Below are 22,463 nucleotides of genomic sequence, written 5' to 3'. Positions count from 1 at the left end.
CGGGTTTCGCCGCAATGCGGCCTTGACCTTCCCCATCGCATCGGCTTTCCGGGCGCCGCTACCATTCGCGTGGTTGTGCGCAAAAAATGGGCAACCTCCGACATTAAATGTCCATTTTTTGAGCAATAATATTTCTTGTATATACATTATCGACTCGGCACTATGCGAGTCGTCAACAGGGATGAAGGTGACCGGCCGCCAGAAGCCGCCTTCGCCATATTGAGGGAAAAGACAGTCGATGACCGTTCACAGCAAGTTTCGTCGCGCCTTTCTTAATTGCGGGGTCGCTTCCGCCGTTTTCACTATCGCCACCGTCGTGCCTGCGGCTGCCCATGCCCAGGCTGCTGACGAAGCCGCCCAGAATGGCAACGACATCGTCGTGACCGCACTGCGCCGCGACACCACGGTGCAGACCACGCCGATGGCGATCACCGCCCTCACCGGCGAGACGCTGACCAATGCCGGCGTCACCAACATCGCCGACTATGCCAAGTTCGTCCCCTCGCTGCGCATCCAGGACAACGGCCCCGGCCAGCGCCGCGTGAGCCTTCGCGGCGTGCAGGCATCGGGCGAGGCGACCGTGGGCGTCTATTACGACGACACCCCCGTCACCGGTTCGGTCGGCGTATCGAGCGACGCGGCGGGCCGTACCGCCGACTTCACCCTGTTCGACGTCAACCGCATCGAAGTGCTGCGCGGGCCGCAGGGCACGCTCTACGGCGCCAGCTCGATGGGCGGCGCGATCCGCGTGATCTTCAACAAGCCCACGCAGGAATACGAGGGCACCGTCGAAGGCCAGGCCATGTCCACCAAGGGCGGCGGCTTCGGCTACTTCGTCAACGGCATGGTCAACGTGCCGCTGGTCAAGGACGTGCTGGCCGCGCGCGCGGTGCTCTACCGCCGCGACAGCGACGGCTACATCGACAATACCTACCTGAACCGCAAGAACGTCAACGACTACACCGCCACCGGCGGCCGCCTGATGCTGCGCTTCACGCCGACTTCCAACTTCACGATCGACGGCACCGCCGCGTTCGAGAACACCGATGCGGTCTCCGCCACCTGGAACCCCTCGGTCGGCAAGTACAAGTCGGCGGCGCAGGTCAACCTGCCCTATACCGACAAGTCGCAGCTCTACAGCCTGACCGCGAACTGGGACGTGGGCTTCGCCAACCTGACCTCGATCACCAGCTACCAGCACCGCAAGTCGGCTTATGCCGCCGATGACAGCTACTACATCGGCACCTACCGGACCGAGGCCAGGTGCGCGTCCTACACCGGCAGCGCCTGCTCGTCCGACACGCTGGCCAGCTACTACGATTATCTCGACAGCATCAGCCCGGCGGCGATCTACTATCCGGGATCGACCAAGGACTTCACGCAGGAAGTACGCCTCAGCTCCACCGAGGGCGGCCCGATCGACTGGACCGTCGGCGCGTTCTTCCAGAACCGCAAGAACCACGTCACCTCCGAAGACGCCCTGGCCGACGACGCCACCGGCGAGATCATCTTCCCGGTTCAGCTGATCTATCGCCGCGAGATCTTCGACAAGCTCAAGCAAGTCGCCGTCTTCGGCGAGGGTACGTACCACGTCACCCCGTCGCTGAGCCTGACCGCCGGCATCCGCTATTACGACTACGACAAGACCGTCACCGGCTATACCGACATCGCTTGGACCCTGATCGGCGCACCGGCGCGCCCGGTCAGCACCGTCAAGTCCTCGGCCGACGGCACCCTGCTCAAGTTCAATGCCTCGTGGCAGGCCAACCCCGACATGCTGTTCTACGCGACGGCATCGCAGGGCTACCGTCCGGGCGGCGCCAACCAGGTCATCGGCCTCTCGGCGGACCTGACCCCGTACCAGGCCGACAAGCTGTGGAACTATGAAGTCGGCAGCAAGCTCAGCCTGCTGGGCCGCGCGCTGACCCTGAACCTTGCCGCGTTCCAGATCGACTGGGACAACATGCAGGTCAGCGGGCGCACCACCAACGGCGCCTACTCGTTCCTGTCCAACGCCGGCGCCGCGCGCATCCGTGGCCTCGAGGCCGAAGCCTTCGTGCGTCCGGTCAAGGGCGTGCAGCTGAACTTCTCGGGCAACTATCTCGACGCCAAGCTGACCGAGGACCAGGTGAACGACGCCGTCGTTGCCGCCGGCCGCGCCGGGGACCGCATCCCCTACATCTCGCACTTCGCCGGATCGGTGGGTGCCGAATACCGCACGCCGGTCAGCGACACGGTCGAGTTCTTCGCCCGCGGAGACCTCAACTACGTCGGCTCGTCCTATTCGGAGTTCCGTCCCACCAACGTCTACCGCGTGAAGATGGACGACTATGTCCTCGCCAACTTGCGCGTCGGCTTCGAGCTGCCGGAAAGCGATGCGGGCATCTACCTGTTCGTGAACAACGTCTTCGACGCGGTCGCGATCAACCGCGCATCGATGTCGTCCACGCCCAACAGCTACGCCGCCACCTCGGCCGCGCCGCGCACCATCGGCGTGAACGTGCGTCGCAGCTTCTGATGCCCACCCCGACTTCGTCATTGCGAGCGTAGCGAAGCAATCCAGGGCGGTCCCGCCGCTCTGGATTGCCGCGGCCCTGCGGGCCTCGCAATGACGAAGCGGGGCGTGGAAAACCTTCTGATCCCAATCTGCTCACGGAGTCCCAGCACATGAAAACGCACAAGTCGGCGCGCCTCGCGCGCGTCCTGATGGCCGCCTCGGCGCTGGGGCTCTGTGCTCCGGCACTTGCCCAGAGCGTGCCGAGCACCAAGGACGTGCTCGGCCACGAAGTCGGCGATGACTACTACCTCGCCAACTACGAGGATGCAGTCCGCTATTTCGAGGCGCTCGCCAAGGCCTCGGACCGCATCAAGCTGTTCCAGAGCGGCAAGTCCACGCACGGCAAGACTTTCGTTTACGCCGTCATCTCCAGCCCGGAGAACATCGCCAATTTCGACAAGTACAAGGCGATCTCCAAGCGCCTCGGCGACGCGCGCGGGCTGAGCGATGCGGAGGCGAAAAAGCTCGCCGCCGAGAGCCCTATCATCGTCCACATCGACGGCGGCATGCACGCCAGCGAAGTGTCCGACCACCAGTTGCCGCTGGCGCTGGCGCACAAGCTGCTGTCGGCGAAGAACGACGCCGAAGTCGACGGCATCCTAAAGAACGTCATCCTCGTCCTGTGGCCCACGCTGAACCCGGACGGGCAGGACATGGTGGTCGACTGGTATCGCAAGCAGCGCGGCACGAAGTGGGAGACGAGCCGGACGCCCTGGCTCTACCAGGAGTACGTCGGCCACGACAACAACCGCGACGGCTACATGCTCAACATGAAGGAGAGCCAGGTCGTCAACGCGACGGAGCAGGACTACGCGCCGGTGATCTGGTACAGCCAGCATCAGGTCGCGCCGTTCCCCGCGCGCATCTGGGTGCCGCCCTTCGCCGATCCGGTCTCTTCCAACATCAGCCCGTACATGCGGATCTGGACCAACGCCATCGGCACCAACATCATGACCCGCATGGAAACCGAGGGCAAGCCCGGCGCCATCGCGCAGGCCCGGTTCGACAACTGGTACGCCGGGTTCCTCGACTACATCCACGTCTTCCGCAACACGATCTCGTTCTTCACCGAGACCGCGCACGACAGCGCGACGCCCAAGACCTGGAAGGTCAGCGACTTCCCCAAGGCGCAGCAGGACTTGAAGGCCCAGATCATGTACCCGCACCCCTGGCAGGGCGGCGAGTGGCACCTGAAGAACTCGGTCGACTACATGCTGACCGCGTCGATGTCGGTGCTGGAGACGGCGCAGAAGTACCGCGAGACGCTGCTGTTCAACCGCTATCAGGCGGGCCGCGACATGATCGCCGCCGCCGCGAAGGACGGCCCGGGCGCTTACGTCATCCCGGCCGACCAGACCGACGTGCCGGAGGCCGCTTCACTCGCGCAGCTGATGATCGCGCACGGTCTCGACGTGATGCAGACCTCGGCGCCGACCGCGATCGGCGGGCAGACCTATGCGGCGGGTAGTTGGGTCGTGCCGATGGACCAGCCCTTCGCGGGCCTGGCGCGCGAGCTGTTCGACCCGCAGAAGTACCCCGACGCCATCCTCGGCGGGGACGGCAACCCGGCCGATCTGCCCTACGACGTCACCGGCTGGACCCTGCCGATGCAGATGGGCATCAAGGTGGAGCGCATCGCCAAACCGCTCGACGCCTCTGCCCGCGCCTCGCTCACCAAGGTCGCGGCCGCGACGCCGCCCACAGGCGGCGTCACCGGGTCGGGTTCGACCTACCTGCTCGATCGCCGCGTCAACAACAGCTACCGGGTGATGAACGCGGCGCTGGCGGCGGGCGGCAAAGCCAGCTGGAGTGCGGACACGATCGCTCTTACCGGCCTTTCGTCCGACGCCGTGAGCAAGCTTGCCGGCCAGTACAGCGTCAACGTCACCGCCAGCACCGATGCTCCCACCGGCGAGGCGGTGCGCAAGGGCCGCGTCGCGCTCTACCGTCCGTGGGGCTCCAACATCGACGAGGGATGGACCCGCTGGCTGCTGGAGCAGTACGACTTCGGTGCGAAGAGCGTCTACAACGCCGACATCAAGGCGGGCCTTGCGGGCAAGTACGACACCATCGTCCTGCCCGACATGTCCGCTCCGGGCAAATCCCGTCCCGGCGACACCGCGCCTGCCGCCGACTTCGAGTCCAGGTACAAGGGCCCCCTCGCCTCGCTGATGGACGGGTTCAGCCCCAACCAGATGCCCGCCCCCTATGCCGGCGGCATCGGCGAGGACGGCGCGAAGAAGCTCAAGGACTTCGTGAAGAACGGCGGTACGCTGGTGGCGCTGAACAATGCGTCGGACGCGGTGATCGACCTGTTCGACCTGCCGGTGACCAACATCCTCAAGGACGCCAAGGCCGACTTCTTCTTCTGCTCCGGCGCGTTGCTGCAGGTACAGTTGACGCCCGGCACGAAGATGGCGGCGGGCATGCCGCTCGACCCCATCGTGATGTTCGAACGCGGCCCCGCCTTCGCGCCCAAGCCCGGCTTCAAGGGCGAGGTGCTGGCATCCTACGCCCCCACCGGTAACCCGCTGCGCAGCGGCGTCCTGCTCCACCCCGAGGCGATCCAGGGCAAGGCGGCCGCCGTCGTGGTCGAGTACGGCAAGGGCAAGGTCTACCTCTACGGCTTCCGCCCGCAGTGGCGCGGCCAGTCGCACGGGGCCTACAAGGCGTTCTTCAACACGCTCTACCCCGACAACACGGGCAAATGATCCACCCTTGGGGGCGTCGCGATGGCGGCGCCCCCTTTTCATAAGGTGACGCAGGTTTACACGGTTTACACGGTCCAGAGGGGAAAGGTGTAACCTTGGGCCGAAAAGTGTCACCTTAGGGGCGCAAGGTGACACATCCGGCGGAAAATGTGTCACCTTGTGCGGCGCGAAGTGTCACCTTGCAGACCCGATGTGTAACCTTGTGACGGGACGAAGCGAGCGGCGAGTTCATGCCGCGCAACGTACCGGCTCACGTACCTTGTAGGAAAGCGCGGATCAGCCCTTCGACGTGCACGCCGGATTGGCCGCATCCGGTATCGTAATGAAGTTGATGCTCGACGCAGGCACCGTGACGACGCCGCGCTGCCGCCTTGCCGTCATGCGTGGAAACGCATCACCCGGCCCCAGTTCAAGCACCACGCCGTTCAGCGCCGTGCTGCGCGGCTGGCCATCCATCTGCGTCAGGGTGAAGACCTCCGCACGTCCATCCACTCGCAGCGAACGTGCATTCGTCCGTTCCGGATTGATGGCAAGTACTGTCACCCCGCCCGGTCGTCCACGCTGGCAATGCGCGTAGATCCGCAGTCCGTCAGCTCCGTCCATGCGGCCGCCGTCGAGCACGGTCGTCCCCATCGTCCGGCGCCAGAGCCAGGCCGCCCAATAATTCGGCCGGGGCGCAAAATCGTGCTCGTCGAGCAGGGCATAGTCGCTCGCCGCCAGCGTGTTGTGCATGACCACCTGCACACCCTGCCTTGCGGAACGGGCAAGCTGGTCCACGAACCGGAAGGTATCCGCGAAAGTCTTCGCCTGCGGATTGCCGCCGCAGGCCGCGTCGGCGGTCTCGGTCAGCCATATGGGAGCGCCGGGACTGATCCGATCGCGCAGCGTGCGCGTGTCCGCAATCGCCGTATCGATCTTGGACAACCATGCGTCCGACTGCGGGTCGATGTCCTTCAGGCCGTTGCAGCGCTGCGACAGTGCCCCGTAGAAATGGAACGAAACCGCGTCTGGACGATGAACTGTCAGCGGCGCCACGTCCGCCGTCGGCAGCATCTTGATGAACGAGGGAAACGCGCTTCCCTTGCCGAGTTCGAAGGCTCCCGGCCCGAGGATCAGCGTGTCGGCCGAGCGCTTGCGCAGCCAGTCGTGAAACCGCCCGAAATCCCGGCGATAGCGCGCCGCGTCGTAATTGACCGGGGGCTTGGTGCCGCCGATGAGATTGGGCTCGTTCGCGAATTCAGACGCCGCGATCCTGCCGCCGATGCTCTGCGTATAGGCGAACAGCCGTTCGGCAGCCTCGGGCGTCCAGTTTCCGTCAGCGTCGCGCGATCCCGGACTGGTGGGCATCGACGTGACGATCTGCGCATCGCTGTCGCGCGCGAACTCCACGGCCTGTCGCCACTGACGGCGGGTGAGGACCGCGTCGTATCCCTTGGGCACGGCCGACAGCGGCGTCTCGGTGTCGGAAAAGAACGTCCCGTTCGCCCATGTCCCGCTGTACCGGACGTAAGCCGGTCCGAGCGCTTGCGCGAGAACGCGCAACCGGGGATTCTGCAAGTCGATCGGCGGACGATCCTCGTACAGATCCGTCTTCGAACCGTTCGTACTGCCGTATGGCTTCCAGAAGCGTCCGCCCGTCAGTTCCAGCATTTCGACGTTGTAGGACAGGAAGCGCTCGCTGACAGTTCCAACCACGGGCAATTGCTCGACCGAAAGATGGGGGACGGCACTATTGTCGGCATTGCCCAATGGCTCCTGCGTCATGACGCAACCCGCAAGTGCCGATGCTGCGCAGCCGGTGAACAAAATAAGATGACGTCGAATCAATCTCGCCTCGCACGCTGGATCAGATCGTGCGCAAGGGTCAGGCTTTCGCGGAAGTTACTGAAGGCGCCATGTGCTTTTGATTGCCTGTCGGGAAAAGTATTTGTTTCAAAGCATTGCTGGGCATGACAGCACGCGCCGTGCCGAGGGCGGTCCCAGCCTTCGCTGGAATGACGGGCGCGGTAAGCGAGCTTCGAAGTGTTACCGCCCCGAAGCCCCCGGCCCGAAGCGCGCCACCATGTCGTAGGCATCGCCGAGGAACAGCTGGCGCACGTAAGTAATCCGCTCCGAGCCGCGCCACGTCCGGCGCTCGACGCACAGACACGGCGTTCCGACCGCCACGCCCAGCCATTCCGCTTCCTCGGCCTGCGCGCCGACGGCCGAGATGCGCGTCTCCGCCTCGGTCCAGGGCACGTGCTGCAGGAGCCACGTCCCCGGAGGAACCGCGTCGAGGTCGGCGCCGACGATCCCCGGTACGGCCAGAGCGCTCACCAGGCGGAACTCCACGCCCAGCGGCGCGCCGTCCACCAGATGCAGGCCGTCGATATGAACCAGTTCCCCGCCACCCGCGAGCAGCACTTCCTCCTCGTCATCGCCCGCTGCCCGGACCCGGCGGCGGATGGGCTGGAAGGCATAATCCTGCCCGCGCTCGCGCACTTGCGCGGCGATGTCGGGCACGTCGAGCACCATCGAGTGGACCTTCGGCCGCGCCACGAACGTCCCCGCCCGCTTGCGCCGGTCGATCAGCCCCGCCGCGACGAGCGCCGAGAGCGCCTTGTTCACGGTCATGCGCGAGCAGCCGTATTCCTGCATCAGCTCCTGCTCGATGGGCAGGCGGTCTCCGGGAGCCAGTTCGCCGCCGAGGATGCGGCCCTCGAAATCCGATCGAATGCGTTCGTGAAGGGGCATTCTCACGCGATCAGTGTCTCCAGTACCTTGGCATAGTCGCGGACCACACGGTCGCGGGCATGGTGGCGCCCTTCGCTCACCAGCTTGTCGCCATGGCGCCACACGCAGTCAATGGCCGAGCGCCCGGCGGCGAAGACGAAGCTGTCGGTTATCGCATTGCCCGCCCGGTGCACCATCGCCGGATGGTCGAGGTTCAGGCTGACGATGTCGGCAGGCAGGCCGACCGCGATGCCGCCCCCGACGCCCAATGCCGCCGCCCCGCCCGTCAGCGCGCCTGCGTAAAGATCCGCGCCGGTGGAGCGCCCGCTCTCCCGGGCCATGACGTTGCGCGCGCGGCGGGTCAGGCGCTGGCCGTATTCGAGCAGGCGCAGTTCCTCGGCCGCGTCGATCAGGACGTTGGAATCGCTGCCGATGCCGTAGCGGCCACCCGCCTGCAGGAACCCCTCCACCGGAAACAGCCCGTCGCCGAGGTTCGCCTCAGTGATCGGGCAGAGCCCCGCCACCGCGCCGCTGCGCGCGGCGGCGACGGTTTCGCTTTTCGTCATATGCGTGGCGTGGACGAGGCACCAGCGTCCGTCCACTTCGGCATTGTCCAGCAGCCATTCGACCGGGCGCCGGCCGCTCCACGCGAGGCAGTCGTCCACTTCCTTCACCTGCTCGGCGATGTGGATGTGGACCGGTCGGGCTTTCGCCAGCGGTTCGAGATCGCGCAGCTGATCGGGCGAAACGGCGCGCAGGGAATGCGGCGCCACACCGACCACGGCATCAGGCAGCGCGCGGGCATGGGCCTGAGCGCCTTCGAACAACCGTGCGTAGCGGTCCAGATCGTTGATGAAGCGCGCCTGCGCATCGCTGGGCGGCTGCGCGCCGAACCCGGCGTAGCTGTAGAGCACCGGCAGCAGCGTCATGCCGATGCCGGTGTCCCCGGCCGCCGCCAGCACCGCCGCGCTCATCTGCGCGACGTCGGCGAAGGCGCCGCCCTCGCGGTCGTGGTGGAGGTAATGGAACTCGCCGACGCGAGTGAAGCCGCCTTCCAGCATCTCGACATAGGCCATCGCGGCGATGGCGCGCACGTCGTCCGGGGTCATGCGCTGGACGAAGCGGTACATGATCTCGCGCCAGGTCCAGAAGCTGTCGTTCGCAGGGCCGCGCTGCTCGGCAAGGCCCGCCATGCCGCGCTGGAAGGCATGGCTGTGCAGGTTGGGCATTCCGGGCAGCGCGCAAGGGTGGCGCTCGTCCTCGGGCAAGCGTTCCGTATCCGCCTCGAGGGCAGCGATCCGCCCCTGCTCCAGCGTGACGCGGACATCCCGTGCCCAGCCTTCGGGCAGCAGACAATGCTCGAAAAACAATGACCTGTGCGAGCCGTCCGACCTTGCCGACATGAATCTGCTCCTTGCTTTGATTTTTTGTCTATACATTAAATTTGAACGGTGCAATCACAATGGGCGAGGCAAACGAGGGCCACGGAATCATGCTGTACGACACCGTCTGGAAAGGCGCCCGGCTCGCTACGATGAGTGGTGAAGGCATCGGCGCGGTGGACCATGGCGTGGTCGCGGCAAAGGACGGCATGATCGCTTACGCCGGACCTGCCGCCGATGTACCGACCCTCAATGCGAAGCGGATCGTCGACTGCGAAGGCCGCTGGATTACCCCGGGCCTGATCGACTGCCACACCCACCTGATCCACGGCGGCGACCGCGCGGCCGAGTTCGAGATGCGCCTGGGCGGCGCCTCCTACGAGGAAATCGCGCGGGCCGGTGGCGGTATCGTCTCCACCATGCGCGCCACCCGCGCCGCGAGCGAGGACGAACTCGCCGCCGCCGCCCTGCCCCGCCTCGACGCGCTGATCGCGGAAGGCGCGACGACGGTGGAGGTCAAGTCCGGCTACGGCCTCGACCGCGACAGCGAGATCCGAATGCTGCGCGCCGCCCGCCGTCTGGGCGAGGAGCGCGCGGTGTCCATCGCCACCACTTTCCTCGGCGCGCATGCCCTGCCGCCCGAGTTCGCGGACGATGCCAACGGCTACATCGCCCTGCTCTGCGACGAAGTGCTGCCCGAGGTCGCCGCTCTGGGCCTTGCCGATGCGGTGGACGCTTTCTGCGAGGGCATCGGCTTCACCCCGGCGCAGACGGAATGGATGTTCGCCGCCGCCGCGCGCCATGGCCTGCCGGTAAAGCTCCATGCCGAGCAGCTTTCCAACCTCCACGGCGCGGCCTTGGCGGCGCGGCACGGTGCGCTTTCCGCCGATCACCTCGAACATCTCGACGAGGCCGGGATCGCCGCCATGGCCGCATCGGGCACCGTCGCCACGCTGCTGCCGGGCGCCTATTACTTCGTGCGCGAGACGAAGCTGCCGCCGGTCGCAGGCCTGCGCTCCGCCGGAGTGCCGATCGCACTGGCGACCGACTGCAACCCCGGCACTTCGCCGCTCACCTCGCTGCTGCTGACGATGAACATGGGCGCGACGCTGTTCCGCCTCACCGTCGCTGAATGCCTTGCCGGCGTCACCCGCAATGCCGCGCGCGCCCTCGGGCTTGCCGATCGCGGTACGCTGGAGGCGGGCAAGCGCTGCGATCTCGCCATCTGGGACGTCGAGCGTCCCGCCGAACTGGTCTATCGCATGGGGTTCAACCCGCTCCATGCCCGCATCTGGAGTGGTCAATGAATCCTGTCCTGCTCACCCCCGGCGACATCCCGCTGGCGGACTGGCGCGCGATCTATCGCGGCGCCCCCGTCACGCTCGACCCGGCCTGCGCGCCCCGCGTGGCGGAAAGCGCCGCCGCCGTCTCGCGCATTCTGGCGAAGGGCGCGCCGGTCTACGGCATCAACACCGGCTTCGGTAAGCTCGCCAGCGTGCGGATCGGCGACGAAGACCTCGCGACGCTCCAGCGCAACATCGTGCTGAGCCACGCGGCGGGCACGGGCGCGCCTTCGCCGGTGCCGGTAATCCGGCTGATGATGGCGCTGAAACTCGCCAGCCTGGCGCAGGGCGCCTCGGGCGTGCGGCCCGAGACAGTGGCGCTGCTGGAGGCGATGCTGGTCAAGGGACTGACCCCGGTGGTCCCGTCGCAGGGCTCGGTCGGTGCGAGCGGAGACCTTGCCCCGCTCTCCCACATGGCCGCGACGATGATCGGCGTGGGCGAGATCTTCTATCAGGGCGAGCGCCTGCCCGCCGCCGAGGCGCTGCACAGAGCGGCACTCACCAGCACTCAACTGGGGCCTAAAGAGGGTCTGGCGCTGCTCAACGGCACCCAGTTCTCCACTGCCAACGCGCTGGCCGGGCTGTTCGAGGCCGAGCTGCTGTTTCGCTCCGCGCTCGTCACCGGCGCGCTCTCGACCGAGGCGGCCAAGGGTTCCGACACGCCGTTCGATCCGCGCATTCACACGCTAAGGCGTCATCGGGGTCAAATCGAGGTTGCCGATGCCCTGCGCGGCCTGATGACCGGCAGCGCCATCCGCGCCAGCCATCTGGAGAACGACGCGCGCGTGCAGGATCCCTACTGCCTGCGCTGTCAGCCGCAGGTCATGGGCGCCGCGCTGGACATTCTGCGCCAGGCCGCGACCACGCTGGAGATCGAGGCCAACGGCGTCTCCGACAACCCGCTGATCTTCCCGGAGACCGACGAGGCGCTTTCGGGCGGCAACTTCCATGCCGAGCCGGTCGCCTTCGCGGCCGACATGATTGCCATGGCCATCTGCGAGATCGGCTCGATCGCCGAGCGCCGCATCGCCATGCTGGTGGACCCGGCGCTGTCCGGCCTGCCCGCGTTCCTGACACCGCGCCCCGGCCTCAATTCGGGGTTCATGATCCCGCAGGTGACCGCCGCCGCGCTCGTCAGCGAGAACAAGCAGCGTGCCTATCCGGCCAGCGTGGATTCGATCCCGACTTCGGCCAATCAGGAAGACCACGTCTCGATGGCCGCCCACGGCGCGCGCCGCCTGCTCGACATGGCGGAAAACGCCACCGCCGTGCTTGGCATCGAACTGCTCGCCGCCGCGCAAGGGGTGGATTTCCACGCTCCGCTCGCGTCCAGCGATGCGCTCGAGGCTGCGCGCGCGACCCTGCGCGAGCAGGTGCCGACGCTGGAGGACGACCGCCATTTCCACCCCGACATGGAGGCGGCCAACCTGCTCGTCCGCTCGGGCGCGCTGCTCGCCTCCGCAGGTGACAGCCTCCCCGGTGTAGCGTGAGCGACTGGCTCAAAGTCATCGAAGGCGACGCCCCCCTCATCGTCGCCTTCCCCCACGTCGGCACCCAGCTTGCCGACGTGGGGCACCTCTTCGCGTCCGAGTGGCTGGCGCGGCGCGATGCCGACTGGTGGGTGGACGAACTCTACGCCTTTGCCGCCGATCTTGGCGCAACCCTCGTCAGCACGCGCATCTCGCGCAGCGTGATCGACCTCAACCGCGATCCTTCGGGCGCCTCGCTCTATCCGGGGCAGACGACGACCGAACTGTGCCCGACCACGACCTTCGACGGCGAGCCGCTCTATTCAGGCGAAGCGCCCGGCGAGGCCGAGATCGCCCACCGCCGCGCGCTCTGGTTCGATCCGTACCATGCCGCGCTGCAGGCCCAGATCGACCGGCTGCGCGCCGTCCATGACCGCGTGGTGCTCTACGACGCGCACTCGATCCGCAGCCATGTGCCGCGCCTGTTCGACGGCGAACTGCCGCAGTTCAACATCGGCACCAACGGCGGCGCGACCTGCGATCCCACCCTTGCCGCCGCCGTGGAGCACATCTGCGCGGCTTCGGGCGAGAGCCACGTCCTCGACGGCCGCTTCCGGGGTGGCTGGACCACCCGGCATTACGGCCAGCCCGACAAGGGCGTCCATGCCATCCAGATGGAACTCGCCATTCGCGGCTACATGGACGAACCCGAGGTGCCCAGCGAGGCCAACTGGCCCCCCGCCTTCGATCCGGCACGCGCCGCCGCGATCACCGAGACCCTTTCCCAGATCATGAAGGCTGCCCGCACCTTCGCTCTTCAGGAATCCTGACATGACCCGTATCGACAATACCCGCGTCATCAAGCCCGCCACGGGCACGCAGCTTTCCGCGAAAAGCTGGCTCACCGAAGCGCCCTTGCGCATGCTGATGAACAACCTTCATCCCGACGTCGCCGAGCGGCCCGAGGAACTCGTGGTCTACGGCGGCATCGGCCGCGCCGCGCGGGACTGGGAGAGTTACGACCGGATCGTCGAGACGCTCCAGCGCCTTGAAGACAACGAGACGCTGCTGGTGCAGTCGGGCAAGCCGGTCGGCGTGTTCCGCACCCACGCCGATGCCCCGCGCGTGCTGATCGCCAACTCCAACCTCGTGCCGCACTGGGCGAACTGGGAGCATTTCAACGAACTCGATAAGCGCGGCCTTGCCATGTACGGGCAGATGACCGCCGGTTCGTGGATCTACATCGGCACGCAGGGCATCGTTCAGGGCACGTACGAGACGTTCGTGGAGATGGGCCGCCAGCACCATGGCGGCGACCTTTCGGGCAAATGGCTGCTGACGGCGGGCCTTGGCGGCATGGGCGGCGCGCAGCCGCTGGCCGCCGTCATGGCGGGCGCATCGTGCCTTGCGATCGAGTGTCAGCCCAGCCGGATCGAGATGCGCCTGCGCACCGGCTACCTCGACAAGTCCGCCGCCACCATCGAAGAGGCCATGGCCATCATCGATCAGGCGAAGGCGGACGGCAAGCCCGTCTCGGTCGGCCTTCTGGGCAATGCCGCCGAGCTGCTGCCCGAAATCTACGCGCGCGGCATTCGCCCCGACCTGCTGACCGACCAGACCAGCGCCCACGATCCGATCAACGGCTACCTCCCCGCAGGCTGGACCGTCGCCGAATGGATCGAACGGCGCGAGCGCGAACCCGAGGCAGTCGCCAAGGCCGCCAAGGCATCGATGGCGCAGCATGTGCGCGCGATGCTCGATTTCCAGGCGGCCGGGGTTCCCACCACCGACTACGGCAACAACATCCGCCAGGTCGCGCTGGACGAGGGCGTGGCGAACGCCTTCGACTTCCCCGGCTTCGTGCCCGCCTATATCCGTCCGCTGTTCTGCCGGGGCGTCGGACCGTTCCGCTGGGCCGCGCTTTCGGGCGATCCGGAGGATATCTACAAGACCGACGCCAAGGTGAAGGAACTGCTGCCCGACAACGCGCACCTGCACAACTGGCTCGACATGGCGCGCGAGAAGATCCACTTCCAGGGCCTTCCGGCGCGCATCTGCTGGGTGGGTCTCGGTGATCGCCACCGCCTCGGCCTCGCCTTCAACGAAATGGTCGCGAAGGGCGAGCTCAAGGCCCCGGTCGTGATCGGCCGCGACCACCTCGACAGCGGCTCGGTCGCCTCACCCAACCGCGAGACCGAGGCGATGCAGGACGGGTCGGACGCGGTGTCGGACTGGCCGCTGCTCAACGCCCTGCTCAACACCGCCAGCGGCGCGACCTGGGTGTCGCTGCACCACGGCGGCGGTGTCGGCATGGGCTTCTCGCAGCATTCGGGCATGGTGATCGTGGCCGACGGCACGCCCGAGGCCGCAGCGCGTCTGGAGCGCGTGCTGTGGAACGACCCGGCCACCGGCGTCATGCGCCATGCCGACGCGGGCTACGAGATCGCGCGGGACTGCGCGGTGGAAAAGGGGCTGGACCTGCCGGGCATCCTGTAATCCTTCCCCCATGCTCGTCATTGCGAGCGCAGCGAAGCAATCCAGGGCCGCGTAAACCGCCCTGGATTGCTTCGTCGGCTTCGCCTCCTCGCAATGACGAATGTATTTTCGTGAGTATCCGCCCATGACCATCGCCCGCATCATCCGCGCCGCCGACTGCCCGGAGGTTCCGTGGAAGAACGGCGGCGGCACCACGCGCGAGATCGCCGTCTTTCCGCCCGGCGCGGGCATGGACGATTTCCTGTGGCGCCTCAGCATGGCGCGCGTCGAACAGGCCGGACCATTCTCGTCATTCGAGGGCATCGACCGAACGCTGTCGGTGCTCGAAGGCACCCTGCATTTATCCGGAGCCGTCGACGCAGTACTCGACCCCGTCAGCGCGCCCTTCTCTTTCGACGGTGCGGCGAACGTCGATGGCGTCCCGCTGGGCGGGCCGGTGCTCGACCTCAACGCCATGGTTCGTCGCGGCGCTTACACTTGCGAGATGCAGCGCATCGCATCCGGCGAAACCTTCACCCCCGCAGGCATGACGTTCCTCCTTGCGCTGGAACCGCAGTCGCTCGGCCATGCTGATCTCGGCTATCTCGACTGCGCCCAGATCGACGGCCCCGCCACCGCGACAGGTTACGCGATACTGGTAAGCTTTTCTTCCCTCGCGCCAAGCGCAAGCACCCCACCTTAAACCCCTTTCGTCATTGCGAGCGCAGCGAAGCAATCCAGAGCGGTGTAAGACTGCCCTGGATTGCTTCGCTGCGCTCGCAATGACGATTCAGGTTTGCGTCGTTGCCCCTCTCGGAAAAATTTACGTCCGCGCGGAAGGAATTTTCCGCGCCGTGTCTCTTTCATGGCAAACGGGAAATCCGAACGCCTTGAGGGAGGGTGCCACGCCAGGGGAGGCAGACAAGGAACTTGCGCGGCGACGCGGGACGGCCCTCTGGGTCGCGCGCGAGATCGTGCCCCATGAGGCGCGGGTCCGCCGCTGGCTGGCCCGGTCGCGCCTCTCGCCGGAGGACGTGGACGAGGTGATGCAGGAAGCCTACTGCCGGATCGCGATGCTGCCCTCGGTCGACCATATCGACCGGCCGCTGGCCTATATGTTCTCGATCACCCGCAACCTGTTGCTGCGCCGTCTCAAGCGCCAGCAGGTCGTGGTGCTGGAGGCCGTGAGCGAGATCGAGACCTGGCAGGACGAAACCCCCTCGCCCGAAGAGCAGGCCGCGAGCCGCATCAGCTACGAGCGGGTCCTGGCCATCATCGGCCGCCTGCCGGAACGCTGCCGCCGCGTGGTGGAACTGCGCAAGATCGAAGGCTGGTCCCAGAAGGAAATCGCCGCCCATCTCGGCATGACCGAGAAGGCGGTGGAGAAGCAGGTCTGGACCGGCGTACGCGCCATCCGCGATGCCTGGACGCAGGCCGAGGCGCAGAGCGAGAACCGCATGCTTGGCGCTGACCGCCGGGAGGCGCGGTCATGGTGACGCTCGCAGGCGATCAGGCACGCGACGAGGCGGCGCGGTTCGTGGCGCGCATGGACGCCGACGACTGGACCGAGGCCGACGAGAGCGAACTTCAGGCATGGCTGGCCGAAGACCCGCTGCGTCAGGGCCTGCTGCTGCAGGTCCAGGCACAATGGCTGGCGCTGACCCCCGAGGTCGAGGCATCGGCTGTCCCCGTCGAGGAGGAAGAGGAACCCGCACAATCCGGCTGGGGTCGTCGCGGCGTGCTGGCGGGGCTGGCGGCATCGGCTGCGCTCGCCTTCGTCGGGCTGCGCTGGAGCCAGAGCCCGGCGGCCTATACGACGAAGCTCGGCGAGATCCGGCGCCTGCCGCTGCCGGACGGCTCGGTGATGACGATGAATTCGGGCAGCGAACTGACCGTCAGCATGGCGACCAAGCTGCGCGAGGTGCAACTGGCGCAGGGTGAGGCATGGTTCGAGGTCGCCAAGGACGCGCAGCGCCCCTTCGTCGTTGCGGCCGGAAACGTCCGCGTGCGCGCCGTGGGAACGGCCTTCTCGGTGCGGCGGCGTGAAACCGGGGTGGAGATTCTCGTCACCGAGGGCATCGTGGAAACCTGGGCGGACGGCGACCAGAGCCTGCGCATGAAGCTGGAGGCCGGAGATCGCGCGATGCTTAGCGCCCATGCGGTGATCGACTACGAAACCGGCATCTCGTCATCCGTCGACCGGGCGCTGGCATGGCGAGGCGGCATGATCGATCTCAACGGCCGCACGCTCTATGACGCGGCGGACGAGTTCAACCGCTACAACCAGCGCCAGATCATCATCGCCGACCCGCGCGTCGCCCGCGAGGAGTTCGACGGCCTGTTCCGCGTCAACGACCCTGAAGGCTTCGCCGAAGCGGTGAAGGCCAGCCTCGGAGTGTCGCTCGACACCAGCAATCCGAACCTCATTCGGATCGAATGATAAAAAAATTTGAAATGACGAGAAGGAATATCCGCTCCGGAGACTCTTAAAGGGCACAGGTGAAAAGAAACCTGACGGATCGGGACATTGGGAGGGATAATGAATACTTCGGACATTCGGAGTGCCTTGTTCGCATCATCTGCGATCATGTGCATGGTAGCCTCGCCGGTTCAGGCGGCAGCGCAGACGCGGCAGTTCGCGATCGAGGCGCAGCCTGCCGAAACCGCGATTAGCCAGCTTGGCCGACAGGGCGACATCCAGATCATCGCGGCGCGGCGCCTGACGCATGCCGTACGCACCAATGCCGTGCGCGGCGAGATGAGCGTGGACGACGCGCTGAACCGCCTGCTGGCGGGGACCGGTCTCACCGCCCGCCGCACCGGGCCGGGTTCCTATGCCATCGTCGCCCGCGCCACGCCTCCGATGTCGCCGCGCACCCTGACGCAGACCAGCCTGACCTCGGCCCCGAGCGTACAGGCGCCCGTCGCCGCCGCACAGGCCGCATCCCCGGCGGCAGAGGCCGCGGCGGCGGATGAGGAACCGGCTGCGAACTCCGAAATCCTCGTCACCGGCTTTCGCGGCAGCCTCGCCAAGGCGCAGGACCTGAAGCGCCGCGCGGTGAACCTCACCGAAAGCATCATGGCCGAGGACATGGCCAAGATGCCCGACCTCAACCTCTCGGAATCGATCCAGCGCCTGCCCGGCGTCGCGATCTCCCGCGAAGGGGGCGAAGGCCGCAACATCACCCTGCGCGGCTTCTCCCCCGACTTCACCCGCACGACGCTGAACGGCATGGAAGTGCCCGCCAGCAGCGACGGCCTCGATTCCGGCGGCTTCACCATCAATGCCGGCCGCGCCTTCGACTTCCACGTCTTCGCGTCCGAACTGTTCAACCGCATCGACGTGCAGAAGACCCAGCGCGCCTCGATCGAGGAAGGCGGCATCGCCGGCACCGTCGATCTCTATTCGGCCAAGCCCTTCGACTTCAAGGGCTTCCATGTCGTCGGATCGGCGCAGGGCGGATACAACACGATGACGCGCAAGGTCGACCCGCGCGCGACGGTGATGATTTCAGACACCTTCGCCGACGACCGCATCGGCTTCCTGCTTTCCGCCGCCTATTCCAAGCGCACGGTCTATCAGGAAGGCTTCTCCAGCGTGCGCTGGACCTCGCCTTATGTGAACGGCGACAGCTGGGCGGACACCAACCCGACCGTCACCGGCACGCCCGAGGATTGCGGCGCTGCCGACCGGCTCGACTGCCTGTGGGCGCCGCGCCTGCCGCGTGCGGACTTCTTCGGCAACGACCAGAAGCGCCTCGGCCTGACCGGCTCGATCCAGGCCAAGCCGATCGACGGGCTCACGCTCAGCCTGGACGCGCTCTATTCGCAGCTCGACAACGACCGCTACAGCTACAACTCGATGGAGTGGCTGCTGACTCACGGCACCCCGGGCAACTTCGTCGGCCAGACCCCGCTGTCGTTCACCGTCGCGCCTGACGGCAAGCAGCTGGTCGCCGCCGCTTTCGACGACGTGACATCGTGGTACGAAAGCCGCCACCAGACCTCGACCTCCAAGTTCCGCCAGTTCGTGTTCTCGGGCGACTACGAAGTGACGAGCAACCTCAAGATCGACGCCATGGTCGGCAAGGCGCGCGACACCGCCGACCGCACCGAGCTGCGCTTCTATGCCCGTTCGGTGCCGCACTACTACGCTTACGACTATTCGGGCAGCAAGGACGTCGCCAAAGTCGATTACGGTGATTACGACCCGAACGATGCCACCAACTTCGTCAACGCGACGACGCCCGCCAACCGCCTGAACAACGTCGTGAAGGACAACTTCACGGCCAAGACGAACGCCACCTTCACCAAGGGCCGCTTCACCGCGCAGGCGGGCTTCGCCTACAACCGCCGCCTCGTGCGTTATTCCGAGGCTCAGGGCGAGCTGCCCACCTTCGATCCGTCCAGTTACATGACCGCCTTCCCGTACAGCCACTTCGGCAGCGGCGTGGTTTCCGGGGGCCTGCCGACGTTCGCGGTGATGGACTTCGACGCGATCGGATCGTCGGGCCTTTTCTCGGGCAACTACACCACCAACGTCGCAGCGGGCTGGGAAGTGGTTGAAAAGACCACCGGCGGCTACGGCGAAGTGACGGGTGAGATCGACATCGGTTCGATGACCCTGCGCCTCGACGGCGGCGCGCGCTGGGTGCGGACGGACGTGGAATCGAGTGCGGTCATCTCCGGATCGCCGGTTGACGTGAAGCGGCATTACGATAACTTCCTGCCCTCGTTCAACGCGGCACTGAACATCACGCCCGACCTCGTGGCGCGCTTCGCCTATGCCCGTTCGATGACGCGGCCGGGCCTCGCCTCGCTCAACATCGCCGCGCCCGTGTTCGAATACACCACGCGCACGGTGAGCAACCTGGGCAATCCCGCGCTCAAGCCCTATCTGTCGAACGACTTCGACCTCGGCTTCGAGTGGTACTTCAGCAAGGGCGGCCTGTTCTCGGTGGGCGTGTTCAAGAAGAACATCATCAGTTCGCTGACGACCTCGGTCGTGCAGCAGTCGGTCCCCCAGGAATACTGGGCTGCGATCTACGCCGATCCTCGCTACGACGCTTCGTACCAGGCGGACCCGGCGACCGCGCAGTACACCTTCTACAGCACTGTGAACTCATCGGACGGCAACAGCGTGAAGGGGCTTGAGGCGACGCTCAACGTGCCGTTCACGTTCCTGCCGGGCGCGCTTTCGTACTTCGGCATCGCATCGAACTACACCCATGTCTCTGCCCGCGATTCCACGGGGTTGTCGCCCAACTCCTACAATTTCACGGCCTATTATGACACCGGTGACCTTGGCCTTCGCCTCTCGATCAACAAGCGCGACGACTATCTGTTGAGCCAACCGGGCGGCAACGGCCACGTGCAGGAACGCAAGTACGGGCCGACGCAAGTGGACTTCTCGGCCTACTACAACCTGACCAAGCAGATCAGCGTCAACCTGCAGGGGATCAACATCACCAACGAACGGGAGCGCATCTACGGCACCGGCGACGGAACTCAGTATCTGGTGCGCGAATTCTCCAAGACCGGCGCGCAGTGGTTCGTGGGCGCCCGCTACCAGTTCTGATACCTTGAAGGACCGCTGCCCAATACCCCTCGGGCGGCGGTCCTCTTTTTCGTTTGTCCGGAGTGATATAGAGTGCCGGGTTCAAGCAAGTTCGCATGTGCGCTGGCCCTCGCCGCCATGCTCCTGCCGGGCCATGCCCCGGCGCGCGAGGTGGATGACAGCTACACGATCGGCCAGCGCTTCGCACAGTACCGGGACAAGTTTCCAGGGATCGCCTGGCCTGCCGTGACGTGGAAAGCGGGTCAGTCGGTGCTGTTCGACCGGCCCTACAAGAATACCGGCACCCGCGACCTGCACATCGACGTGTTCCGCCCCTCGGCGGGAGCCAACCGGCAGGGCATTCTGCTCGTCCACGGCGGAGGCTGGCGCGCGGGGGCGAAGACGCATTTCTATGCGCTGGCGAACCTCCTTGCCCAGCGCGGATACACCGTGTTCCTGCCGGAGTTCCGTCTATCGGTCGAGGCGGCCTATCCGGCGGGGATGATCGACATCGGCGACGCACTGGCATGGACACGCGCGCATGCAGCCGAATTCGACGTCGATCCCTCCCGCATCGCCGTGGGCGGCGCTTCGTCCGGCGGACAGATGGCCTCGCTGCTCGCCTATGCCGGACCTTCGGGCCTGTTCGGCTCCGGCACGGAGCGCACCGCCGCCGCGCTGATCGACCTCGACGGCGTGCTGGACTTCACCACCCCGCAAGCGCTGCAGTTCGAGAATGCCGCCGGGGAGGCATCGCCCGCCGCGCGCTGGCTTGGCGGTTCCTACGAGCACGCCGCCGCACGCTGGAAGGAAGCGAGCGCCGCCAGCCATGTCGGCGCACAGTCACCGCCGACGTTGATCGTCAGCAGCGGCATCCCGCGCTTCACCGAAGGCAAGACCGCCGTGCTCGCCACGCTCGAGCGCCATGGCATCGCCCATCGCTTCTTCGCCTTCCAGAATGCGCCGCACGACTTCTGGCTGTTCGAACCGTGGCTGCCCCGCGTCGCGGAGCAGATCGACGGCTTCCTCAAAACCCTTGAACCGGCGCGAGGGAGCGCACCTGAATGATCCGCAGACTTGCGTTCACATTGGCAGCGATGCTGTCCACCGGAACCGCGATGGCGGCGCCGACCGAGTACGTCGTGCGGCCCTCGTGCGGGGACGGCGCGGCGCCGTGCTACACGTCGATCCAACGTGCGCTCGACGCGGCAGCACGCGACGGTTCCGAAAACTGGATCACGATCCGCGTGGCACCGGGCGACTATGCGGAGAAGCCGGTGATCTCCCGCAATCGCCTGCGCCTGATCGGCAGCGGCGCGCAGCGCACGCGGGTTCACTTCGGCGCCGTAGCCCAAACCGCGAAAGGCTGGCACCGCGACGGCTGGGGCACGCCCGGCTCGGCGACGCTGATGGTGGACGCAAAGGACGTGGTGATCCGCGACCTGACCATCGAGAACACCTTCGATTACCTCGCCAATGACCGCCACCCGCAAGGCAGCGCGGAGCGCATCGCCAACCCGCAGGCCGTCGCCCTGCTCCTCGACGTGCACAGCGACCGCGTGCTCGTCGATCGCACGGCAATCCTCGGCTATCAGGATACGCTGTTCACCAACGGCGGCCGGGCGCTGGTGCGCCGCAGCCTGGTGGCGGGCAACATCGACTTCATCTTCGGCAACGGGCAACTGCTGATCGAGGACAGCGAGATCCGCTCCCGTCCGCGCAGTGAGCCTTATGTTCCGGGCGAGTTCCAGTCCTTCATCGCCGCGCCATCGACCCAGGTGTCGCAGGCGCACGGCATCGTCATCTACCGCTCGCGCCTGACCCGCGAGGCCGGGGTGCCCGACGGCGCCGTAGCGCTCGCGCGGCCATGGCATCCGACGACGCGCTTCGCCGACGGACGCTATGCCGACCCTGCGGCCGTCGGACAGGCGATCTTCATCGACTGCTTCATGGACCGGCATATCCACCCGGACCACTGGACGACGATGAACGGCACCGCCCGCGACGGCACCATGACCGGGGTGTTCCGACCGCAGGACTCCCGCTTCTGGGAGACCGGCTCCAACGGCCCCGGCGCGAAAGCGCGCGATATCGGCATGACCTGGCGCGAGACCGCAGGCATCGACGCGATCCGGCGCGATATCCTTGCAGGATGGGATGTTCAGGACGAACCGCATCGAACCAGCGCCGCAGCGAAGGCGAAACCACCGCGCGTCATTCGGTAGAGGATGAAAAATTAACCTTCGTGCAGCAGACT

General features: G+C 66.4%; 15 protein-coding genes. 12 read left to right on the top strand and 3 right to left on the bottom strand.

Features of this window, described 5'->3' with window-relative positions:
• The first annotated feature begins 238 nt into the window (after positions 1–238).
• Together QRN25_RS03905 and QRN25_RS03900 are read left to right on the top strand one after the other, a co-directional pair.
• Positions 239–2,518 (top strand): TonB-dependent receptor, encoded by a 2,280-nt coding sequence (locus QRN25_RS03905; protein WP_285017549.1) that lies wholly within the window; start codon positions 239–241, stop codon positions 2,516–2,518.
• 149 nt (positions 2,519–2,667) lie between these two features.
• Positions 2,668–5,268: a M14 family metallopeptidase gene (locus tag QRN25_RS03900; RefSeq protein ID WP_285017546.1), complete on the top strand. Its 2,601-nt coding sequence runs from the start codon at positions 2,668–2,670 to the stop codon at positions 5,266–5,268.
• 276 nt (positions 5,269–5,544) lie between these two features.
• On the opposite strand, the gene QRN25_RS03895 is transcribed toward QRN25_RS03900, so the two are convergent.
• From QRN25_RS03895 to QRN25_RS03885, 3 genes are all read right to left on the bottom strand, one after another.
• Positions 5,545–7,032: a glycosyl hydrolase family 79 N-terminal domain-containing protein gene (locus tag QRN25_RS03895; protein ID WP_285017544.1), complete on the bottom strand. Its 1,488-nt coding sequence runs from the start codon at positions 7,030–7,032 to the stop codon at positions 5,545–5,547.
• Positions 7,033–7,293: 261 nt separating this feature from the next.
• Positions 7,294–8,001: a histidine utilization transcriptional repressor HutC gene (gene hutC / locus QRN25_RS03890; RefSeq protein ID WP_285017731.1), complete on the bottom strand. Its 708-nt coding sequence runs from the start codon at positions 7,999–8,001 to the stop codon at positions 7,294–7,296.
• A gap of 2 nt (positions 8,002–8,003) precedes the next feature.
• Positions 8,004–9,383 (bottom strand): formimidoylglutamate deiminase, encoded by a 1,380-nt coding sequence (locus QRN25_RS03885; RefSeq protein WP_285017543.1) that lies wholly within the window; start codon positions 9,381–9,383, stop codon positions 8,004–8,006.
• A gap of 89 nt (positions 9,384–9,472) precedes the next feature.
• On the opposite strand from QRN25_RS03885, the gene hutI reads away from it, so the two are divergent.
• The 10 genes from hutI (at position 9,473) to QRN25_RS03835 (ending at position 22,431) form a co-directional block, all read left to right on the top strand.
• Entirely contained in the window at positions 9,473–10,669 is a 1,197-nt protein-coding gene (hutI, locus tag QRN25_RS03880) for an imidazolonepropionase (protein ID WP_285017542.1), read from the top strand.
• Positions 10,666–12,195: a histidine ammonia-lyase gene (gene hutH, locus QRN25_RS03875; RefSeq protein WP_285017541.1), complete on the top strand. Its 1,530-nt coding sequence runs from the start codon at positions 10,666–10,668 to the stop codon at positions 12,193–12,195. Before hutI ends, hutH begins: the two co-directional genes overlap by 4 nt.
• Positions 12,192–13,004 carry an N-formylglutamate deformylase gene (hutG, locus tag QRN25_RS03870; RefSeq protein WP_285017539.1) on the top strand — a complete coding sequence of 271 codons (813 nt, stop codon included), beginning with the start codon at positions 12,192–12,194 and terminating at the stop codon, positions 13,002–13,004. The genes hutH and hutG overlap by 4 nt, the downstream gene beginning before the upstream one ends.
• 1 nt (position 13,005) lies before the next feature.
• Complete coding sequence (gene hutU, locus QRN25_RS03865) at positions 13,006–14,670, top strand: urocanate hydratase (RefSeq protein WP_285017538.1); 1,665 nt, start codon at positions 13,006–13,008, stop codon at positions 14,668–14,670.
• Positions 14,671–14,794: 124 nt separating this feature from the next.
• On the top strand, positions 14,795–15,352 hold the full coding sequence (locus QRN25_RS03860) for a HutD/Ves family protein (protein ID WP_285017537.1): 558 nt from the start codon (positions 14,795–14,797) through the stop codon (positions 15,350–15,352).
• 187 nt (positions 15,353–15,539) lie between these two features.
• Positions 15,540–16,145, top strand: coding sequence for an RNA polymerase sigma factor (locus tag QRN25_RS03855; RefSeq protein ID WP_285017536.1), 606 nt, complete (start codon positions 15,540–15,542; stop codon positions 16,143–16,145).
• Positions 16,139–17,089, top strand: coding sequence for a FecR family protein (locus QRN25_RS03850; RefSeq protein ID WP_285017535.1), 951 nt, complete (start codon positions 16,139–16,141; stop codon positions 17,087–17,089). The genes QRN25_RS03855 and QRN25_RS03850 overlap by 7 nt, the downstream gene beginning before the upstream one ends.
• Positions 17,090–17,242: 153 nt before the next feature.
• Positions 17,243–20,227, top strand: coding sequence for a TonB-dependent receptor (locus QRN25_RS03845; RefSeq protein ID WP_285017534.1), 2,985 nt, complete (start codon positions 17,243–17,245; stop codon positions 20,225–20,227).
• A gap of 72 nt (positions 20,228–20,299) precedes the next feature.
• Entirely contained in the window at positions 20,300–21,274 is a 975-nt protein-coding gene (locus QRN25_RS03840; RefSeq protein WP_285017533.1) for an alpha/beta hydrolase, read from the top strand.
• Entirely contained in the window at positions 21,271–22,431 is a 1,161-nt protein-coding gene (locus QRN25_RS03835) for a pectinesterase family protein (protein WP_285017532.1), read from the top strand. The genes QRN25_RS03840 and QRN25_RS03835 overlap by 4 nt, the downstream gene beginning before the upstream one ends.
• The last annotated feature ends 32 nt before the right edge of the window (positions 22,432–22,463 follow it).

This window comes from Novosphingobium sp. fls2-241-R2A-195, from assembly GCF_030209485.1.
GTDB lineage: Bacteria > Pseudomonadota > Alphaproteobacteria > Sphingomonadales > Sphingomonadaceae > Novosphingobium > Novosphingobium resinovorum.
The sequence above is the reverse complement of the archived record's forward strand: the minus strand, read 5'-3'. Positions and strand labels throughout refer to the sequence as shown.

What these genes read in the sequence shown, in the direction of transcription:
- QRN25_RS03850 (WP_285017535.1), top strand. Translation starts at nt 16,139, where the DNA reads ATGGTGACGCTCGCAGGCGATCAGGCACGCGACGAGGCGGCGCGGTTC.
- QRN25_RS03885 (WP_285017543.1), bottom strand. Translation starts at nt 9,383, where the DNA reads ATGTCGGCAAGGTCGGACGGCTCGCACAGGTCATTGTTTTTCGAGCAT.
- hutI (WP_285017542.1), top strand. Translation starts at nt 9,473, where the DNA reads ATGCTGTACGACACCGTCTGGAAAGGCGCCCGGCTCGCTACGATGAGT.
- QRN25_RS03900 (WP_285017546.1), top strand. Translation starts at nt 2,668, where the DNA reads ATGAAAACGCACAAGTCGGCGCGCCTCGCGCGCGTCCTGATGGCCGCC.
- hutU (WP_285017538.1), top strand. Translation starts at nt 13,006, where the DNA reads ATGACCCGTATCGACAATACCCGCGTCATCAAGCCCGCCACGGGCACG.
- QRN25_RS03895 (WP_285017544.1), bottom strand. Translation starts at nt 7,032, where the DNA reads ATGACGCAGGAGCCATTGGGCAATGCCGACAATAGTGCCGTCCCCCAT.
- QRN25_RS03845 (WP_285017534.1), top strand. Translation starts at nt 17,243, where the DNA reads ATGGTAGCCTCGCCGGTTCAGGCGGCAGCGCAGACGCGGCAGTTCGCG.
- QRN25_RS03905 (WP_285017549.1), top strand. Translation starts at nt 239, where the DNA reads ATGACCGTTCACAGCAAGTTTCGTCGCGCCTTTCTTAATTGCGGGGTC.
- QRN25_RS03835 (WP_285017532.1), top strand. Translation starts at nt 21,271, where the DNA reads ATGATCCGCAGACTTGCGTTCACATTGGCAGCGATGCTGTCCACCGGA.
- hutH (WP_285017541.1), top strand. Translation starts at nt 10,666, where the DNA reads ATGAATCCTGTCCTGCTCACCCCCGGCGACATCCCGCTGGCGGACTGG.
- QRN25_RS03860 (WP_285017537.1), top strand. Translation starts at nt 14,795, where the DNA reads ATGACCATCGCCCGCATCATCCGCGCCGCCGACTGCCCGGAGGTTCCG.
- hutC (WP_285017731.1), bottom strand. Translation starts at nt 8,001, where the DNA reads ATGCCCCTTCACGAACGCATTCGATCGGATTTCGAGGGCCGCATCCTC.